14 protein-coding genes are annotated in these 16416 nt (G+C 37.8%); 13 read left to right on the top strand and 1 reads right to left on the bottom strand.

The window, feature by feature from the left end; translation table 11 throughout:
* Positions 1-4 precede the first annotated feature (4 nt).
* The 3 genes from yicI to RWN13_RS08925 all read left to right on the top strand — a co-directional run bounded on the left by yicI (position 5) and on the right by RWN13_RS08925 (position 4504).
* A complete protein-coding gene (yicI, locus tag RWN13_RS08935; RefSeq protein WP_314062369.1) occupies positions 5-2263 on the top strand; it encodes an alpha-xylosidase in 2259 nt (752 codons plus the stop codon).
* 812 nt (positions 2264-3075) lie between these two features.
* Complete coding sequence (locus tag RWN13_RS08930) at positions 3076-3672, top strand: hypothetical protein (protein WP_314062366.1); 597 nt, start codon at positions 3076-3078, stop codon at positions 3670-3672.
* Between the two features lie 232 nt (positions 3673-3904).
* Positions 3905-4504, top strand: coding sequence for a hypothetical protein (locus RWN13_RS08925; protein WP_314062363.1), 600 nt, complete (start codon positions 3905-3907; stop codon positions 4502-4504).
* Between the two features lie 313 nt (positions 4505-4817).
* Here the strand turns inward: RWN13_RS08925 and RWN13_RS08920 are convergent, their stop codons facing one another.
* On the bottom strand, positions 4818-5984 hold the full coding sequence (locus tag RWN13_RS08920; protein WP_314062361.1) for an ROK family transcriptional regulator: 1167 nt from the start codon (positions 5982-5984) through the stop codon (positions 4818-4820).
* A gap of 351 nt (positions 5985-6335) precedes the next feature.
* On the opposite strand from RWN13_RS08920, the gene RWN13_RS08915 reads away from it, so the two are divergent.
* The 10 genes from RWN13_RS08915 to RWN13_RS08870 all read left to right on the top strand — a co-directional run bounded on the left by RWN13_RS08915 (position 6336) and on the right by RWN13_RS08870 (position 16416).
* On the top strand, positions 6336-7955 hold the full coding sequence (locus RWN13_RS08915) for a glycoside hydrolase family 43 protein (protein WP_314062609.1): 1620 nt from the start codon (positions 6336-6338) through the stop codon (positions 7953-7955).
* Between the two features lie 31 nt (positions 7956-7986).
* Entirely contained in the window at positions 7987-9492 is a 1506-nt protein-coding gene (locus RWN13_RS08910; protein WP_314062358.1) for a sugar ABC transporter ATP-binding protein, read from the top strand.
* A gap of 65 nt (positions 9493-9557) precedes the next feature.
* Positions 9558-10523, top strand: a complete 966-nt coding sequence (locus tag RWN13_RS08905; protein ID WP_314062357.1) for an ABC transporter permease — start codon at positions 9558-9560, stop codon at positions 10521-10523.
* A gap of 71 nt (positions 10524-10594) precedes the next feature.
* Complete coding sequence (locus RWN13_RS08900; protein WP_314062354.1) at positions 10595-11638, top strand: sugar ABC transporter substrate-binding protein; 1044 nt, start codon at positions 10595-10597, stop codon at positions 11636-11638.
* Between the two features lie 336 nt (positions 11639-11974).
* Positions 11975-12205, top strand: coding sequence for a hypothetical protein (locus RWN13_RS08895; protein ID WP_314062352.1), 231 nt, complete (start codon positions 11975-11977; stop codon positions 12203-12205).
* Between the two features lie 122 nt (positions 12206-12327).
* A complete protein-coding gene (locus RWN13_RS08890) occupies positions 12328-12627 on the top strand; it encodes a hypothetical protein (protein WP_314062349.1) in 300 nt (99 codons plus the stop codon).
* Between the two features lie 339 nt (positions 12628-12966).
* Complete coding sequence (locus RWN13_RS08885) at positions 12967-13851, top strand: hypothetical protein (protein ID WP_314062346.1); 885 nt, start codon at positions 12967-12969, stop codon at positions 13849-13851.
* Positions 13852-14824: 973 nt separating this feature from the next.
* Complete coding sequence (locus tag RWN13_RS08880) at positions 14825-15424, top strand: Wzz/FepE/Etk N-terminal domain-containing protein (RefSeq protein WP_314062342.1); 600 nt, start codon at positions 14825-14827, stop codon at positions 15422-15424.
* A gap of 50 nt (positions 15425-15474) precedes the next feature.
* Entirely contained in the window at positions 15475-15924 is a 450-nt protein-coding gene (gene pssD, locus RWN13_RS08875) for a PssD/Cps14F family polysaccharide biosynthesis glycosyltransferase (protein WP_314062339.1), read from the top strand.
* A gap of 3 nt (positions 15925-15927) precedes the next feature.
* On the top strand, positions 15928-16416 hold the full coding sequence (locus RWN13_RS08870; RefSeq protein ID WP_314062336.1) for a glycosyltransferase: 489 nt from the start codon (positions 15928-15930) through the stop codon (positions 16414-16416).

Raw genomic sequence — 16416 nt, 5'->3', positions numbered from 1 at the left:
AATCATGAAATTTACTGAAGGATACTGGCTGACAAAAGAGGGGTTCACTCTTAATCACCCACAGGAATGTTGTGACTATCGAATAGATGACCAAGAGTTAGAGTTATTTTTGCCATATAAACAGATAGAACGACGAGGTGACACTTTAAATTTAGGCATGACCACTATGAAACTGTCATCGCCTCAAGAAGATATCATCAAAGTAAGGCTGGTTCACCACGATGTTGCGCCAGCGTCGCCGCAGTTTAATATTAATGAATGCCCAGGGAGTGTTGAGATCTCGGTTGAGGAGGGGTATCGCTTTAAGACGGGAAATCTAGAAGCGGTTGTGCCACATGAGGGGCCGTTCACCCTTGAATTTTACGGAGGGGATCGTTTGCTGACCTCTTCAAAACCACGGGCTCAGGCCGAGATTACTGGGGATGATGGTAAGCATTATATGCGGGAACAATTATCCTTGGATCCTTATGAATTTGTTTATGGAATGGGCGAAAAATTTACACCCTTTACTAAAAATGGGCAAACTGTTGACAGCTGGAATGAAGATGGTGGAACTGGTAGCGAAAAAGCCTACAAGAATGTGCCCTTTTATCTAACGAATCAAGGTTATGGAGTGCTGGTCAATCATCCGGAAAAAGTATCCTTTGAAGTGGCTTCTGAAAATGTCTCCCGCACACAATTTAGTGTTGAAGGGGAAGTATTGGAATATTTTATTATCTATGGACCAACGATGAAAGACGTGCTTGAAAAATACACGGACTTAACTGGTAAGCCGGCCTTGCCACCAGCCTGGTCCTTTGGTTTATGGTTATCAACCTCTTTTACGACAGACTACAGCGAAAAAACGGTCATGCAGTTTATTGATGAGATGCATGGGCGAGACATTCCGTTTGATGTGTTTCATTTTGATTGTTTTTGGATGAAAGAATTCGAATGGTGTGGGTTTGAGTGGGATCAGAGGATGTTTCCAGATCCTGCTGGCATGCTTAAGCGGATTCGGGATAAGGGACTCAAAATCTGTCTGTGGATTAATCCTTATGTTGGCCAAAAGGCGAAGGTCTTTAAAGACTGTCAGGAAAAAGGATATTTTGTCAAAAATAGTCAAGGAGACGTCTGGCAATGGGATCTATGGCAGGCAGGCCAAGGGATTATCGATTTTACCAATCCGGCAGCACGGGCTTGGTACAAAGGGCAGCTAAAGGAGTTAATTGAATTAGGCGTGGATTCCTTTAAAACTGACTTTGGCGAAAGGATTCCAACCGATGCTGTTTATTTTGATGGTTCTGATCCTCAAAAAATGCATAATTATTATGCTTACTTATACAATGAAGTCGTTTTTGAGCTTTTGGAGGAGCTGAAAGGCGAAGGTCAGGCTATTGTTTTTGCTCGTTCAGCTTCTGTTGGTTCACAAAAATTCCCAGTTCATTGGGGAGGTGATAATCTTTCGCAATACTCGTCAATGGCTGAGTCTTTACGGGGAGGTCTTTCGTTTGTCCTTTCGGGATTTGGCTTTTGGAGTCATGACATTGGCGGTTTTGAAGAAAATACGAGTCATGATTTGTACAAGCGGTGGACTCAATTTGGTTTGTTATCAACGCATAGTCGCTATCATGGCAATATCGAGTACCGAGTCCCATGGAACTTTGGTGAAGAGTCAGCTTTAGTTACTCAACAGTTTTCCAAATTAAAAAATAAACTAATGCCATATATCTATAAAGAGGCAGTGATGACGGCCAAAACAGGTGTGCCAATGATGCGACCATTAGTTTTAGAGTTTGAGGAAGATTATACGGTTCATACAATTGATAAACAATACATGTTGGGAAGCCAACTATTAGTAGCGCCAATTTTTAATGAAGCAGGGAGGGTGGATTTCTACTTGCCTGCAGGACGTTGGACCAATTATTTAACCAACGAGGTTTATGAAGGGGGGCAGTGGCATCAGGAGGTTCATGATTACTTTTCACTACCGTTACTAGCTCGTCAGAATAGCTTGATTATCGAAGGCCAAACGGATCAAACGGCCGACTATGATTACGGTAAGCAGTTGACGGTTCACGCATTTGAGATAAGTGAGTCAACCAGTACGGAGGTTTATGATCATCAGGGGAACTATATCGGAGCTGTTTTGATTACACCAAAGGGAACTGGCTATGAGGTGCAACTGACTGGGTTAGAGAAGGTTGAGATTATCTTTAGAAATCGGGCGATTGAGGGCATGGAAAGCCATGAGTTGGGTTCTTGTCTCTATTTGGAATCATGAATTTTGAAGTGAGTCGAAGTGTCACTTAGGGCGACGAATTATTTTTTGGATAAGCTAGACAGATGCATCAGAAATTTTTTTTAGGAAATACCACTAAATTTAGGAAGTCATTTCCTTAATTTGGTGGTATTTTCGTTAGGTAGCAGGTATTTCAAATATAAAAGACAAAGACTTTCATCCTATTCAAACTGTGACAAACGTGACTTGGTTTAATGGAAGTTATTTTAATAGCCGCCATTGTGAGTATTTCAGCCGCCAGATTATTTAGTTGTTGCAATTTTCTACCAGTATGGGGAAAAAGTTGCTACGAACTGCTGTTGAGACCGTTATCATTTTTCTGTATGATAGGTTTAGTAAATAAACTACCGGTATTAATTTGCTAACATATTGTGGGGTGCATTATCTAAAACGTTTAAAGATACATGGAATAATGGCAAGGATCTAATAGAAATTTCATCGCCAGAAGGAATGGTGGGATATATGGAGGAGTCATTTGCTACTATGAAAATAGAATCAGAGATAAGCACCGACGTTGTCGACAATTTTATAGATACTGCTAGAGATTACTATGGAAGCTATCAAGGGTGTACCTTAAGTAGCTCTATCTAAAATTCCAACTCTTTATCATTCGTTTGTTGTGGCGACAGCAGTTTCAGTGGCAGATAAAGCGGCGATATTGGGATTAGGGTATTCCCGTAGTTTAAGGTTGACCATGAGACACTACGATTCTTGGTGGGGTAATGAAACTTAATGATTAAGGAGAGATATTAGTCATCCAACGATATCTGTCTTAACATTGAACGGAGGAGCGAGTGAAATTTTCTCAGCAAGAGGTACGTCGTCAGCAACGACGAGGCAAGCGGAGTAAAATCGGGCAGGTTATGGTTTATGTGGATTATCTTATTTTTGGCCTCTGTGTCTATTATAGCTGGACTGTTTGTGATATGTTTGGGGTTGAGTGGCGTAGACAAGTAGGCTGGAGAAGGTACCCTTATTATATTCTACCGTTTACATTTTTTTCGGTGCAGGTTATTTTTTTCGTTTTTAGTTGGTTTGGTAAACCAAAAAGGAATCGCAGAAAGGCCAATCTTCTACTTAGTTTTGGGTTTCTTTTAGGGAGCCTCCTTTTCTTTTGGATCTGTTTTTCATTGAGAGGTATGATAGAGTGGTTTGTTTATTGGACACCGCTAACAGAGAATCTTCGTTTAGAACTGTTTACTCAGTATTATGCCCCTTTTGTCATGACCTGCTTGTATGCGTTAATTAGGTTGGTATGTTCCTTTGATTATTATCAGTCCTATTACTTGGAACAAAAAAAGTACTACGTATCTAGGGTAATTGCGATTGCGATTGGTTTGCAAGGAGTGATATCAATCGCTATCGATATCATTAATACATTTTTGGAGTGATACGGTGTACCTAAAGTAGCTCTATCTAAAATTCCAACTCTTTATCATTCGTTTGTTGTGGCGACGGCAGTTTCAGTGGCAGATAAAGCGGCGATATTGGGATTAGGGTATTCCCGTAGATTAAGGTTGACCATGAGACACTACGATTCTTGGTGGGGTAATGAAACTTAATGATTAAGGAGAGATATTAGTCATCCAACGATATCTGTCTTAACATTGAACGGAGGAGCGAGTGAAATTTTCTCAGCAAGAGGTACGTCGTCAGCAACGACGAGGCAAGCGGAGTAAAATCGGGCAGGTTATGGTTTATGTGGATTATCTTATTTTTGGCCTCTGTGTCTACTATACTGGAGTTGCCAGTGATATGTTTAGCGTGGAGTGGCGTAGACAGGTAGGTTGGGCAAGATCTCCTTATTATATTCTACCGTTTTCATTTCTTTCGGTGCCAATTATTTTTTTTGTTTTTAGTTGGTTTAGTAAACCAAAAAAGAATCGAAGAAAGGCTAATCTTATACTTAGTTTAGGGTTTCTTTTAGGAAGTCTCTTTTACTTTTGGATCTGCTTTTCACTGAGAGGCATGATAGAGTGGTACATCTTTTCAACACCACTAACAGAGAGTCTTCGTTTAGAGCTGTTTACTCACTATTATGCCCCTTTTGTCATGACCTGCTTATATACGTTAATTAGGTTGGTATGTTCCTTTGATTATTATCAGTCCTATTACTTGGAACAAAAAAAGTACTACGTATCTAGGGTAATTGCGATTGCGATTGGTTTGCAAGGAGTGATATCAATCGCTATCGATATCATTAATACATTTTTGATTTTATAAATGGTTGGTTACTTTCAGGAGTCCCATATCTATTATGACCAGAGGAAACTAAGAAAGTATCTAGTCCCTTAGGTTCCCTGATAAAGTTTGTTCAGATGCTTTTATTTTAGGAATGAAGCCGTCTATTGATTAGTTGATAAAAACCAACAATATGGCCAAGTGGTTTCCCAGTAGTTAAGGGAGATTACTTGGCTATTGTTATGTCATAGTTAAGGGTTTAATCATAGGGAGGCGTAAAAAGAAGAGACTGACGTCATCAGTTTGACAGGATTTTTAGCAAATGCACAATGAATTAACTTTATGAGTCGTTCCTTTATTCAGCTATTTCTTTTTTCAATTTTAAGCGACTGATGTGTAAAAATTTTTGAATATTGAAGGCTGCCCCTCCTAAAACGGTGGCCTTTTGATTGAGAGAACTGTTTCGAATTATCACCTTTTCTTTGTAATATTCGTTTAAATTATCTTTTAAAAGGGTAATCATTTCTGGAATTTCTCGATAGAGCGGGCTGTTTAAGACGATGACTTCCGGATCATGATGGACAATCATATTGTTAATGGCAAGGCTTAGGTAATGGGCGTTTTCCAGTATGGTTTTTTCAGCATCTGAATCATGATTATAAAAATACTCTCGTAAAATCACTGCATTGACAAAGTCAAGTTGTTTTTCTTTGGCAAAATGAGCCAAACAGGCTTGATTACTGGCGTAAGCTTCTAAACAGCCCATGTTCCCACAATCACATTTCCTGCCATTCATCACCACAATTTGATGACCTATTTCCCCAGCAAATCCATGGGCGCCTAAGTGTAAGATGCCTTCTTGGACAATGCCTGCTCCGATGCCACTATTCATATTAATGCTAATTAAGCTGGAAGATTCTGAGGTGAAGGTATACTCACCTAAGGCTGATAGATTCGCTTCATTTTCCAAATAAATCGGGTAATGAACAAGGTTTTCTGTGATTTCACGAATTCGGATACTACCGATAGCATAGTGAGGCGTAAATATGGTTTCCCCCTGGAAGACTGGTCCATGTATCGCGATGACTACGCCAGTTATATCATAGGTTGTTGTAGGTTTTATCTCTTCAAAATGGGCGAAAATGGCAGCGAAGTGAGTAGTGACGATGACGTCATCAAGTTGATCTATTTTCTTTTGAATAAAGGAAATTTCCTCACCATCCAAGTAACTTAAGAGGCCGTGAATATAATTTTTACCCACATCAATCGTAATTGAGAGGCCAGAGTGTCCATTGTATTGCAATTTAATAGGCTTTCGACCGCCTAATGCACTGGCATTCCCAATGCCAGTTTCAGTGACTAAACGATCATCTAATAGTTTTTTTACGATAATCGAAATGGTAGTTTTGGTTAACCCCGTGACATTCGCTAAATCAGCCCGTGACATACCACGGTTATTAATAATGGTCTCCAGGCATAAGGTTTCACTAGGTGTTCCAATTAGGTATTTTTTTTTTGTCATTAGAAAACCTTCCTTTTGTTTATTTAGTGTACTTACTAACAGTATACCTAGTTTATTTAGAGAATACTAGTCATAAAGAAAGAACTTAGACAAAAGGTGGTTGATCAAAAAAGAACTTGACCAACTGCAATAAAACGGATACAATATGGATATTGAGTTAGTTAGTAAGGTGAATGAACCAACCTAGGTGGTGAACATGAACGCTAGTATTTAGTTAAGTCCGAGCTGAGATGGCTGATTCTACGCCCATAATTAAGTAACGGAGGTGTCGAGAAAATGAACTGAAAGGGCTTTATATTTGGTAGAGACTGTAGTTAGTCGTGAAATAAATAATGATGAATGGAGCAAATGATGATGATAAAAAATCCAATAATAAAGGGCTTTAATCCTGACCCGTCAATCATTCGTGTTGAGGGGACATATTATATTGCAAATTCGACTTTTGACTGGTTTCCTGGCGTTCAAATTCATGAATCAAAGGATTTGATTCACTGGCAGTTGATTACGCACCCGCTATCAACACTTGAGTTATTAGACATGAGAGGCAATGCTGATTCAGGAGGTATTTGGGCACCGGATTTGTCTTACGCTGATGGTAAGTTCTGGCTAGTTTACACAGATGTCAAGGTGGTGAACGGAGCTTTTAAAGATTGTACCAACTATTTGACAACGGCCGAAACAATACATGGTCCATGGGGTTCGCCTATCAAGCTAAATGGTGTTGGATTTGATAGCTCCTTGTTTCATGATGAGGATGGCCGTAAATACTTGCTGCAAATGGAATGGGATCATCGTGAGTACCATCATCCTTTTAATGGCATTAAGTGTACGGAATATTCAACTGAAGAAGAAAGATTGCTTCCAGAAACTAGCAAAATTATTTGGCGGGGGACGGATGTCAAATTAGTGGAAGGCCCTCATTTGTATAAATTATTTGGACAGTATTATTTATTTTGTGCAGAAGGTGGCACATTGTATGCCCATCAAGAAGTTGTAGCTCGCTCGACGTCGATTTATGGTAACTACGAGAGCCAACCAGAGACCTTTTTAACAGCATTTGGGCATCCTGATAATACGTTACAAAAGTGTGGACACGGTTCTCTAGTAGACACACCAGATGGTGAGTGGTACTTTGCCCACTTAACAGGAAGGCCATGGCATCATCCACAAGAATCGATCCATGATCCTCGCGGTTGGTGTACATTGGGAAGAGAAACCGCAATTCAAAAAGTTGAATGGAGTCAAGCCTTGTGGCCGATGATTGTCGGTGGCAAACAAGGTAGTACTGAAGTGGTAGCCCCTCATACGGTGGCAGCACCTTATCCAGCTAATTATCTAGTGAAGGATGACTTTGAAGAATCGCAATTAAATCTTCATTTTAATACCTTGCGTGTTCCATTTACTGAAAAAGTGGGTAGATTAGAAAATAGTCACCTAATTTTGAAGGGCTCAGGGAGTTTGGCCAATCTGCATGATAATTCGCTAGTGGCGAGAAGATGGCAAGCTTTTAACTTTGAGGCTGAAACAAAACTGAGTTATTATCCTGTCACTTATCAACAAATGGCGGGCTTGACTCATTATTATAATAGCCAGCATTGGTCGATGATCCAACTGACGTGGAATGAAAGCAAGGGGCGGGTGATTGAAGTCATCGAAACTAATCAGGGGAGATTGACTTCTTATTTACAGGAGGAAGCGATTGCGGTACCTAAAACAGTTGAATATGTCTATTTTAAAACAAAGGTTGAGACGAATTATTACGGTTATTCGTATTCATTTGACGGTAAGGAATGGCATGATGTACCAGTTCGCTTAGATGCTAAAGTACTGTCTGATGATTATGTTAATCAAACCCATGGTGGCTTCTTTACGGGTGCTTTTGTGGGAATGGTCAATATGGATTACTCGGGCTATGACTTAGAGGCTAAATTTGATTACTTCAGGTATCAAGAGAAAGACGAGTCTCAGTGAAGGTAACTGATTGTTGAATGGGGTGAAAAAAATGACGGATGATATTCTGTTTTCTATGACGAATATTGAAAAAAGTTTTGGCAATGTGCATGTTCTTAAACAAGCACAGCTGGAAGTGAGGAAAGGCGAAATTCATGCCTTTATGGGCGAAAATGGCGCAGGAAAGTCCACGTTAATGAATATTCTAGCGGGGTTATTGCCCAAAGACGATGGAAAAATTGTGTTTGAAGGCAAGGAAATTAAAAAGATGACGCCGGAACTGGCAACGGAACTAGGGATTGGCTTTGTCCATCAAGAATTAAATTTGGCAGAAGACTTAACGGTGGCTGAAAATGTTTTTATTGGCAGACTGCCATATCTCAATCAATTTTTAGGAATTGTGGATTTCAAGAAACTGAATGAAGAGACACAATATTGGTTGAATATGGTCGGAGTCCACGTATCGCCGACTGATTTGGTCAGTAAGCTTTCGACTGCCAATAAACAATTAATTGAGATTGCTAAGGCCTTAAGTTTAAATGCTAAAGTTATTATTTTTGATGAACCAACGACCTCGTTGTCTGATAAAGATGTTGAAGTGTTGTTTATCATCATTCGACGGTTAAAGGAAAAAGGTTTTTCAAGTATTTATATTTCTCATCGAATGAAAGAGATTTTTGATTTAGGTGAACGAATTACCATTATGCGTGATGGTGAATATATCGCAACGGATAAGGTGGAAAATTTAAGCGAACATCAAATTATTACGATGCTTGTTGGACGGGAAATCAAGGATTTATACCCAAAACAAGCAACAGAGCCTGGAGAAATCTATTTAAAGGTACAAAATTTAACAGACAAGCTGGGCAAAATAAAAGATGTCTCCTTCGAGGCGAAACGGGGAGAGGTATTAGGCTTTGCTGGATTAGTTGGAAGTGGTAGAACTGAGACCATGCGTTTATTATTTGGTGCTGATTCTTTAAAATCGGGTGAGATTGTCATTGATAATCGCCGGGTGATGATTAAATCACCAGTGGATGCCATAAAAAATGGCATTGGTTTGTTGACCGAAGATCGCAAACATCAGGGGTTATTCGCTGGGTTGTCAATTCGCGATAATATTACGATTACCACATTAAGACGTTTTCTCTTAAATGATAAGGCGTTAACAAAAATGGCCGATGATTCTGTCAAAGAGGTTAACATTAAAACTAGCAGAATTGACAATCCAGTCTCAAGTTTGTCTGGTGGTAATCAGCAAAAGGTGGTCTTAGCCAAATGGTTAAATACAGATAGTCAACTTTACATTTTCGATGAACCAACCAAAGGTATTGATGTAGGCGCAAAATCAGAAATTTATGCCATCATCAATCAATTGGCTCTCAGAGGAAAAACGATTCTGATTGTGTCATCTGAAATACCAGAACTTCTTGGAATTTGCGATCGAATCAATGTTTTTCGTGAAGGTGAAATAACTGGGACTGTCAGAGTGTCAGATTATCTGACTCGTAAAGATGAAGCCCAGGAGATTATCATGAAGTATGCAACCACAAGTTAATTAGAAAGGATTTGATGAAAGGTGAATCAACGGTTTTGGGCACCTGAAATGATTGGAGTGCAAAAATGAAAAATAAAAAAAAAATGAATCTAAAAACGCTCTTTATGAATTATTCTGTTTACCTCGTCTTAATTGTTTTGATTGTCTATTTTTCCCTAGCAAATGGTGATTTTCTAAGTAGTTACAATATGGAAAATTTCTTGCAACAGATTCCACCAGTGGGAATCTTGACAGTGGCTTACGCGATGGTTTTAATTTGTGGGTATGTTGATTTATCAATTGGTTATGTTGGCATGGCCGCCGGAATGGTCGGACTATATGCCGCTAATCGGGGCTTACCACCTGTTGTGGTCATTACGCTAGCGTTAGCTGTTGGGGCGCTTTTAGGAACCATGAACGCCTTGCTGATTAAAAAGTTTGACCTTCCTGCCTTTATCTTAACATTGGGGACAAGCTACGTGATTAAAGGCATGCTTGGTTTTTTTACGGATGAGCAATTTATCGGATCGGAAAAAGAATGGTTTAATCGTTTGGCAAAAACGCCAATTGGGACTGAGGTCTTCAAAAGCAATGCTTTAATTTTTGTGATAGTTATTATTGTTTTTGCTTTTGTGATGAAAAAGACGAGATTAGGAAAGTATACTTATGCAGTTGGGTCTAACCAAGAAGCTGCCCGCTTGTCAGGGATTAATACTGACTTGCACATTGTTAAAATATTTATGATTGAAGGGATGTTAGCTGCGATTGCAGGCTTATTAATTATTTCTAATTTGAATGGTGGTGCTTCAAAGGATGCTAATGGACTTGATTTGTTTGCGATGGCAGCGGCGATTATGGGTGGAACATCCTTTAGTGGTGGGATTGGAACCATTGGTGGTGCGGTAGCAGGTATTATGACACTACAGATTTTCAAAAATGGTTTAACCTTAATGGGTGTAAACTCATTTCTCCAAGACACCGTAACGGGAGGCGTCATTATTTTTGCGATCATTATTGATTATCTGAAACGTAAAGCAAGTCGCTACTCTTAGGAAGGGACAGTGTTCGTTAGAAAAATCACAGGTGTTTTATCAATCAAACTAAACAAGGGAGACGATGTACGATGTTAAGAAAAGGAAAAGGATTACTTATTGCGTTGTTAGCAGTAACGTTGTTAGTAGTAGCCGGATGTGGCAAAGAAAAGTCAGCAGCTGGAGACAATAAAAAAACACTTTATTTTATTCCAATTGTTGATACGGGTGCTTATTGGAACCCAATGAAAAAAGGCGCAGAAGATGCTGCCAAGCACTATCACTATACTTTAGTCACTAAAACCTCGCCATCAGCTGAACCAAGTAAGAAAGAAAAGCATATCGGATTTATTAAAGAAGCCACTGCGAAGGGCGTAGCAGGAATTGCTGTTGCCCCGATCGAGAAAAAATCTTTTGTGGATTCTATTAAAGCGGCACAGGAAAAAGATATTCCTGTGATTACCTTTGATGCGGATTTGGAAAATGAAGCAGATCGTACGGCTTATGTGGGGACAAATAATCATTCCGCTGGCAAAGAGTTGGGTAAACGTGCAGCAGAAGAAATGAAGGCCAAGGGAATTAACAGTGGCTCAATCGCCATTGTCTGTGTAGATGTGGCGCAACCGACCATGATTGATAGAGAAAAAGGACTAAAAGAAGGCTTTGAAGAAGTTTATGGGGCAGATGCCAAAAATTTTAAATTCTTAGCGACCATTCAGGATAATGATCAGCCATCTGAATCAAAAAAACAACTGGAAGGTTATATTTCAGCTAACAAGGATTTAGTGACTGTCTTTTCTCTTGGTTCTGAAGGGCCAGATGTTGGAGTGATGAGTGCGATTGAATCTCAAGGTAAATCTGGGGATATTCTTCATTATGGTTTTGATTATACTGACACTTGGTTAAAAGGAGTGGAGGATGGTCGAATCACTGCAATCGTCGATCAAGACGCTTATCAAATTGGGTATCAGGTGATTGAAAATCTTGTTAAAGCGATTGATGGTGAAAAAATTGATAAAACTATTCCGATCGATGTCAAATATGTCCCAGCTGGCGAATTGAAAGCTTATGGTGAGGAAAAGAGCAAAGTTAAGACTGATTCTGCTGAAGATGAGACAAAGGAAAGTACAAAGTAATCAATTTTTTTGAGCGCGATTTAGATAAATACTAGAGAGTTCGGAGTCATGAGACAGCCCCATCAAACAATGGTTTGATGGGGCTGTTCAGATAATAAAAAGGAATTTGTGATAAAATTTTGAGGGGTTAAATGAGTCTTAGTGAGGGAATCGCAGAAAAGGCCTATTTAATCTAATGATGATAGTGGGATAAGTTTATTTGCAATCGAGAAGAGATCTCTAAGTCTGTTCAATCCCTTTCGGTTGATGGGTAATCAGGTTATTTGTTTATTAGTGATTGTATCTATGGTTCCTTTTGTTTATACTTATCAATGACTATTATAGGGAGGTTTTACAATGAAAAAATTTTATGGTAAATCTGTTTCAACATCATATACTTTCGTATTAGGAAATAGAAGGTGGGTTAATCATTTAGCTTTTACGATAGGCTTATTTCTATTTTGGTATTTTTTGATTTCAGATAAAGACCTGACAAAATCCCTTTTTTGGACGTTTATTATTTCCGTTTTACCTGATATCTTAGTCTTTATCTATTCTAAAATAAGCTCATTACTAGGGCTACAATAACAGGTATTATAAAAATAGAGTTAGTCTGTTTTTTTAGCCAATTGTTGGTTAGATTATAACCATTTTGATTCGTTATTAAAGTGAGTTCATAGCGATTATTGAAAGGAGCGTTCTATCATTTTATGCAAACCATTACTGTTAAGTTAATAAATGGCAAAACAATTATTGATAAGGTTGATGACATTTGGTTTTTGCAAATGATCGGTAGCAATGTTATTAACAGATATACGGCCGAAGAATTTTTGCAAACCTATTTGAGTGATGATCAATCATCCAAATATGAAGTTCAAACCACGACATTTTATACTTGGGAGATTCCTATCATCTTTGGGCATTCAGAAATTACCCATGTATCAATTGGTTATGATTCAGTTCATCATATAAGAGAATTTTTTGATGTTAACCCTTCATCTTACAAGTAGTTCTTATTTATTGGTATTCCGAGAATAATCATTATAACTAGTTTTTTTAATGATGAAGCGAGAGGACACAATTTGCACCATAGTAATTAAGAATGAGATAAAGATTTTTCAGCTGAAGGAGTCCTCTGATTTTGCTGAAACAATCTCTTAGAATTACTCTGTTTTTTTAGCCTGAAAAATATGAATAAGAATAATGGTGAACCATCAAATACCAGATGAGTTTTTTCTAAGCACATTTTTATTTCAAAGAACTTAAGGAGTAATATATTCAAATAAAAAAGCATTTGCTATTTGTTTGATATAATTATTGTGTTAGAAAATAAAAAGGAGACTATTTAGATGGAAGAAGAACTAAAAAGGGTCATAGAAGGGTTTAATAAAAGAAGTCAGGTCGAGTTGGTGACAGAAAATTTTATTATTAAAGATAATTTATTGAAATTTCAAAATGTCACGGTTCAAATTAGCAATATTTCTCAGATATTTGCTGGTAAAAATAAACTTAAATTTTCAATGAGTCACATAATATTGGGCATTATCAGTGTTATCGCATTTTTTTCAGTTGAATTTCCTTTTATTAAAGTTGTCGGTTTTATTGGGATTGTCATCACTTTTTTTATTGGCTACGTGGTTTATAAAAAATACTTGGCCTCTAAGTTTTTATTGAAATTTTTTATGAATTCTGGGAATAGTTATATCGTGCCATTTAGTGATGAGATATTTTTGACAGATGTCAGAGATGTGGTTGAAACATCCATACTTAAAGGAGATGTTGACTTTGCCGTTAATGTTGGGGATCGTATCATTATGAGTGGTAATAACCAGGTAATTACTGGCGACAATAATAATTTGAACACAGGGATTCAAAAAGATGTACAAGTTCACTCAAATAATGAGATTGATCAGTCTTCTTTTTCCATGGACATACACGATAGTCAAATCCAAGGCTCAAACTTTGGTTCGAATAACGAACTAAATTCAGTTGGTGCCGATTTTGATTGGACGATGTTAGAATCGGAATTCAAGAAGGTCTTAGGGCAATTAAAAATTGAGTCTACCTTAAAAGAAGCCTCTGAGGAAGCTTTAGTTATCATAAAAGAGAAAAATGAATCGAAATTTAAAGGCTTTATTCAAACGTATTCTTCAGTATTTACGTCTGATTTTTTCAAAAATACAGCAAGTGGTTTATTAGTTCAATGGATTTCAAAGACTTGTGGTATTGGGTAGACCTGAGCTTAGGTTACGCCTAAGGGATGAGTTGGTTTGCCTGTTTATTAGAGTCACAGTAGAAACAACCTTAATCCAATTGGAAAAGGGGTTGTTTTTTTTAGTCAACTGATCTTTAAACCATTTTTTCAACCGAAGTAAGGAGGCTGGAACAATGGCTCCAGCCTCCGATACTTTTACGAACATTGTGCGATAGACGCGTTCCAAAAGTCTGCTCGCTTCGCTGCCCCTTGTCTCTAATTGCTGCTGTTATTCTTGCCAATTTATTGGCTTAGAAATAGGGGACAACGTAGTAAAGCAATAAGAACAACAGCGCTTCGCTGTCCCTTGTCTCTAATTATTGCCGTCATTCTTAGGTCTTTAAACTTTAGAGATGAGGCTCACTTTACTTCGTTTCGTTATCCTAAACTTCTAAGGAAGTAAACATGCAAGAGTTAAGGTATCGAAACTTGTGCAGTGCTGGGTGCATGTGTTTATCTGTGACGAGTTGTCCAACGAGGAAAAAAAATGACTTTATGTCCCAGCTTGTTTTTAAGTGGTTAATTAATTTCATTTATTATTGAGGATTCGACTGTCAAGTTAGTTAAATGGCCTTGGTTTTGGATGGATTTGGTCGGAAGTTGACCGAATTTGAACTTTCAGCAACTACTTAAGCAAGTTGCCTATGTTTCAGTTAGTTAATCCGCTAAGCTTGTGAAGCAGACTGTTTAATTAAGGGGTAGTTTACTAACGATTGTGAATTTTGTTTCATGACCATGAATAAGGTAACACAGTATTTGTATAAATATATCACTAGCTAAAATTAGTTAAGCTGGTCATGCGAAGCTCGCTGTTTGATTCATTAATTGACTGTTTAAGATGATGTCTTAGAGACGTGTGACAATCTGATGGTATTAAGTATCCTTAGCTAGTGTTAGGTAAGATTTTGGTATTATCTGCCTTATGCTTAGCTTAAATGAATGGGAGAGAATAAGTGAAAACAGAATATAGTTTTAAAGATCTTCTTATGTTGATTCAACTGCATTTTAAAAGGATCATCATTGGCATGATTTTAGGTGCCGTTATTAGTGGGGCAATCTCATTTTATTATATTCCGGATAAATATTCTGCCACCATTGAATTAATTGTTCAGTCAAAGGTCAATAAAGATGACAATTTATCCAATACAGATAATAGTATTCGATTAGTCACGACTTTAAAGGATATGATTCTCTCAGATACGATTTTATTGACGGTTCTTGAGGAACTGTCAAACCAAAATATGGATAAGATCTCCTTGATTGAATTAAGAGAGAGTTTTGCAATTACCAATGAAGATAATTCTCAATTAGTCCGTGTGACCGTTTCTAATTCTAAAAAAGCACGAACAAAAGAAATCATTAATCTGTTGTACGCATCTCTTAAATCGTCGGTTGACGAGAATTTTGCTCAAATTAGAGTTAAACAATTGGGGAATGCAGATGTGGAAATCAGGCAATATCCACCAAATAAACCTGTGATTATTGTCGTTGGGACAGTTCTAGGCTTTATTGTGATGTTTGTCTCAATCTTTCTGAAACGGCATCCGGCCTAACTTAAAAGTAATCGGTTTGATTCAAAAAAATTAGTTTAAAGGAGAATCCAATGAAAATTGCGTTAGTAGGTTCCAGTGGTGGGCATTTAAAGCATTTATTATTACTTGAACAGTTATGGGAAAAGCATCATCGAATTTGGGTGACCTTTGACAAAGAAGATTCTCGGGCAGCTTTGAAAGAAGAGCAAGTCTATCATTGTTATTTTCCAACGAATCGTAACCTGATTAATTTAATCCGCAATACCTTTTTGTCCATTAAGGTATTGGTTAAGGAAAAACCAGACGTGATTATTTCCTCTGGAGCAGGTTCTTGCATTCCTTTTTTCTATATTGGTAAATTATTTGGCATTAAGTTAATTTTTCTCGAAGTGTTTGACCGGCTAGACTCGGGAACGTTGACTGGGAAAATCGTGTACCCGATTACTGATTTATTTATTGTGCAGTGGGAGGAAATGCTTCAAGTTTACCCGAAGGCGGTTTATTTGGGAGGTGTTTTTTGAAAGATGATTTTTATAACAGTGGGAACCCACGAGCAGTCTTTTGATCGCTTGATTTTAGAAATCGATCGGCTGAAAAAAAACAAACAAGTGAGTGAAGAAGTTATTATTCAGTCAGGTTTTTGCCAATTGAAACTCGATGATTGTACTTGTTTTAAGATGTTAACCACCCAAGAGATGAAAAGCTTTATTCGCAAAGCTCGAATTGTAATTTGTCATGGTGGGCCTTCGACGATTATGGAGATTTTAAATGAAAATAAAATTCCGATTGTGGTGCCACGACAGTTCCAATACAATGAACATGTTAATGATCATCAGTTAAGATTTTGTCAAAAATTTAATGAAACTTATCATAGCTTTTTATTGGTTGAGCAAATTGACGACCTGGCTAATTCCATCGTTAACTTTGAGGAAGATTGTTGTAATCAGCAAAGATATCAGTCAAATACAATGAATTTTAATAATCAATTAAGTTACTTAATTGAGGGAATATAG

It is taken from the genome of uncultured Vagococcus sp. (assembly GCF_963518325.1).
Taxonomy (GTDB): domain Bacteria; phylum Bacillota; class Bacilli; order Lactobacillales; family Vagococcaceae; genus Vagococcus_D.
The sequence above is the reverse complement of the archived record's forward strand: the minus strand, read 5'-3'. Positions and strand labels throughout refer to the sequence as shown.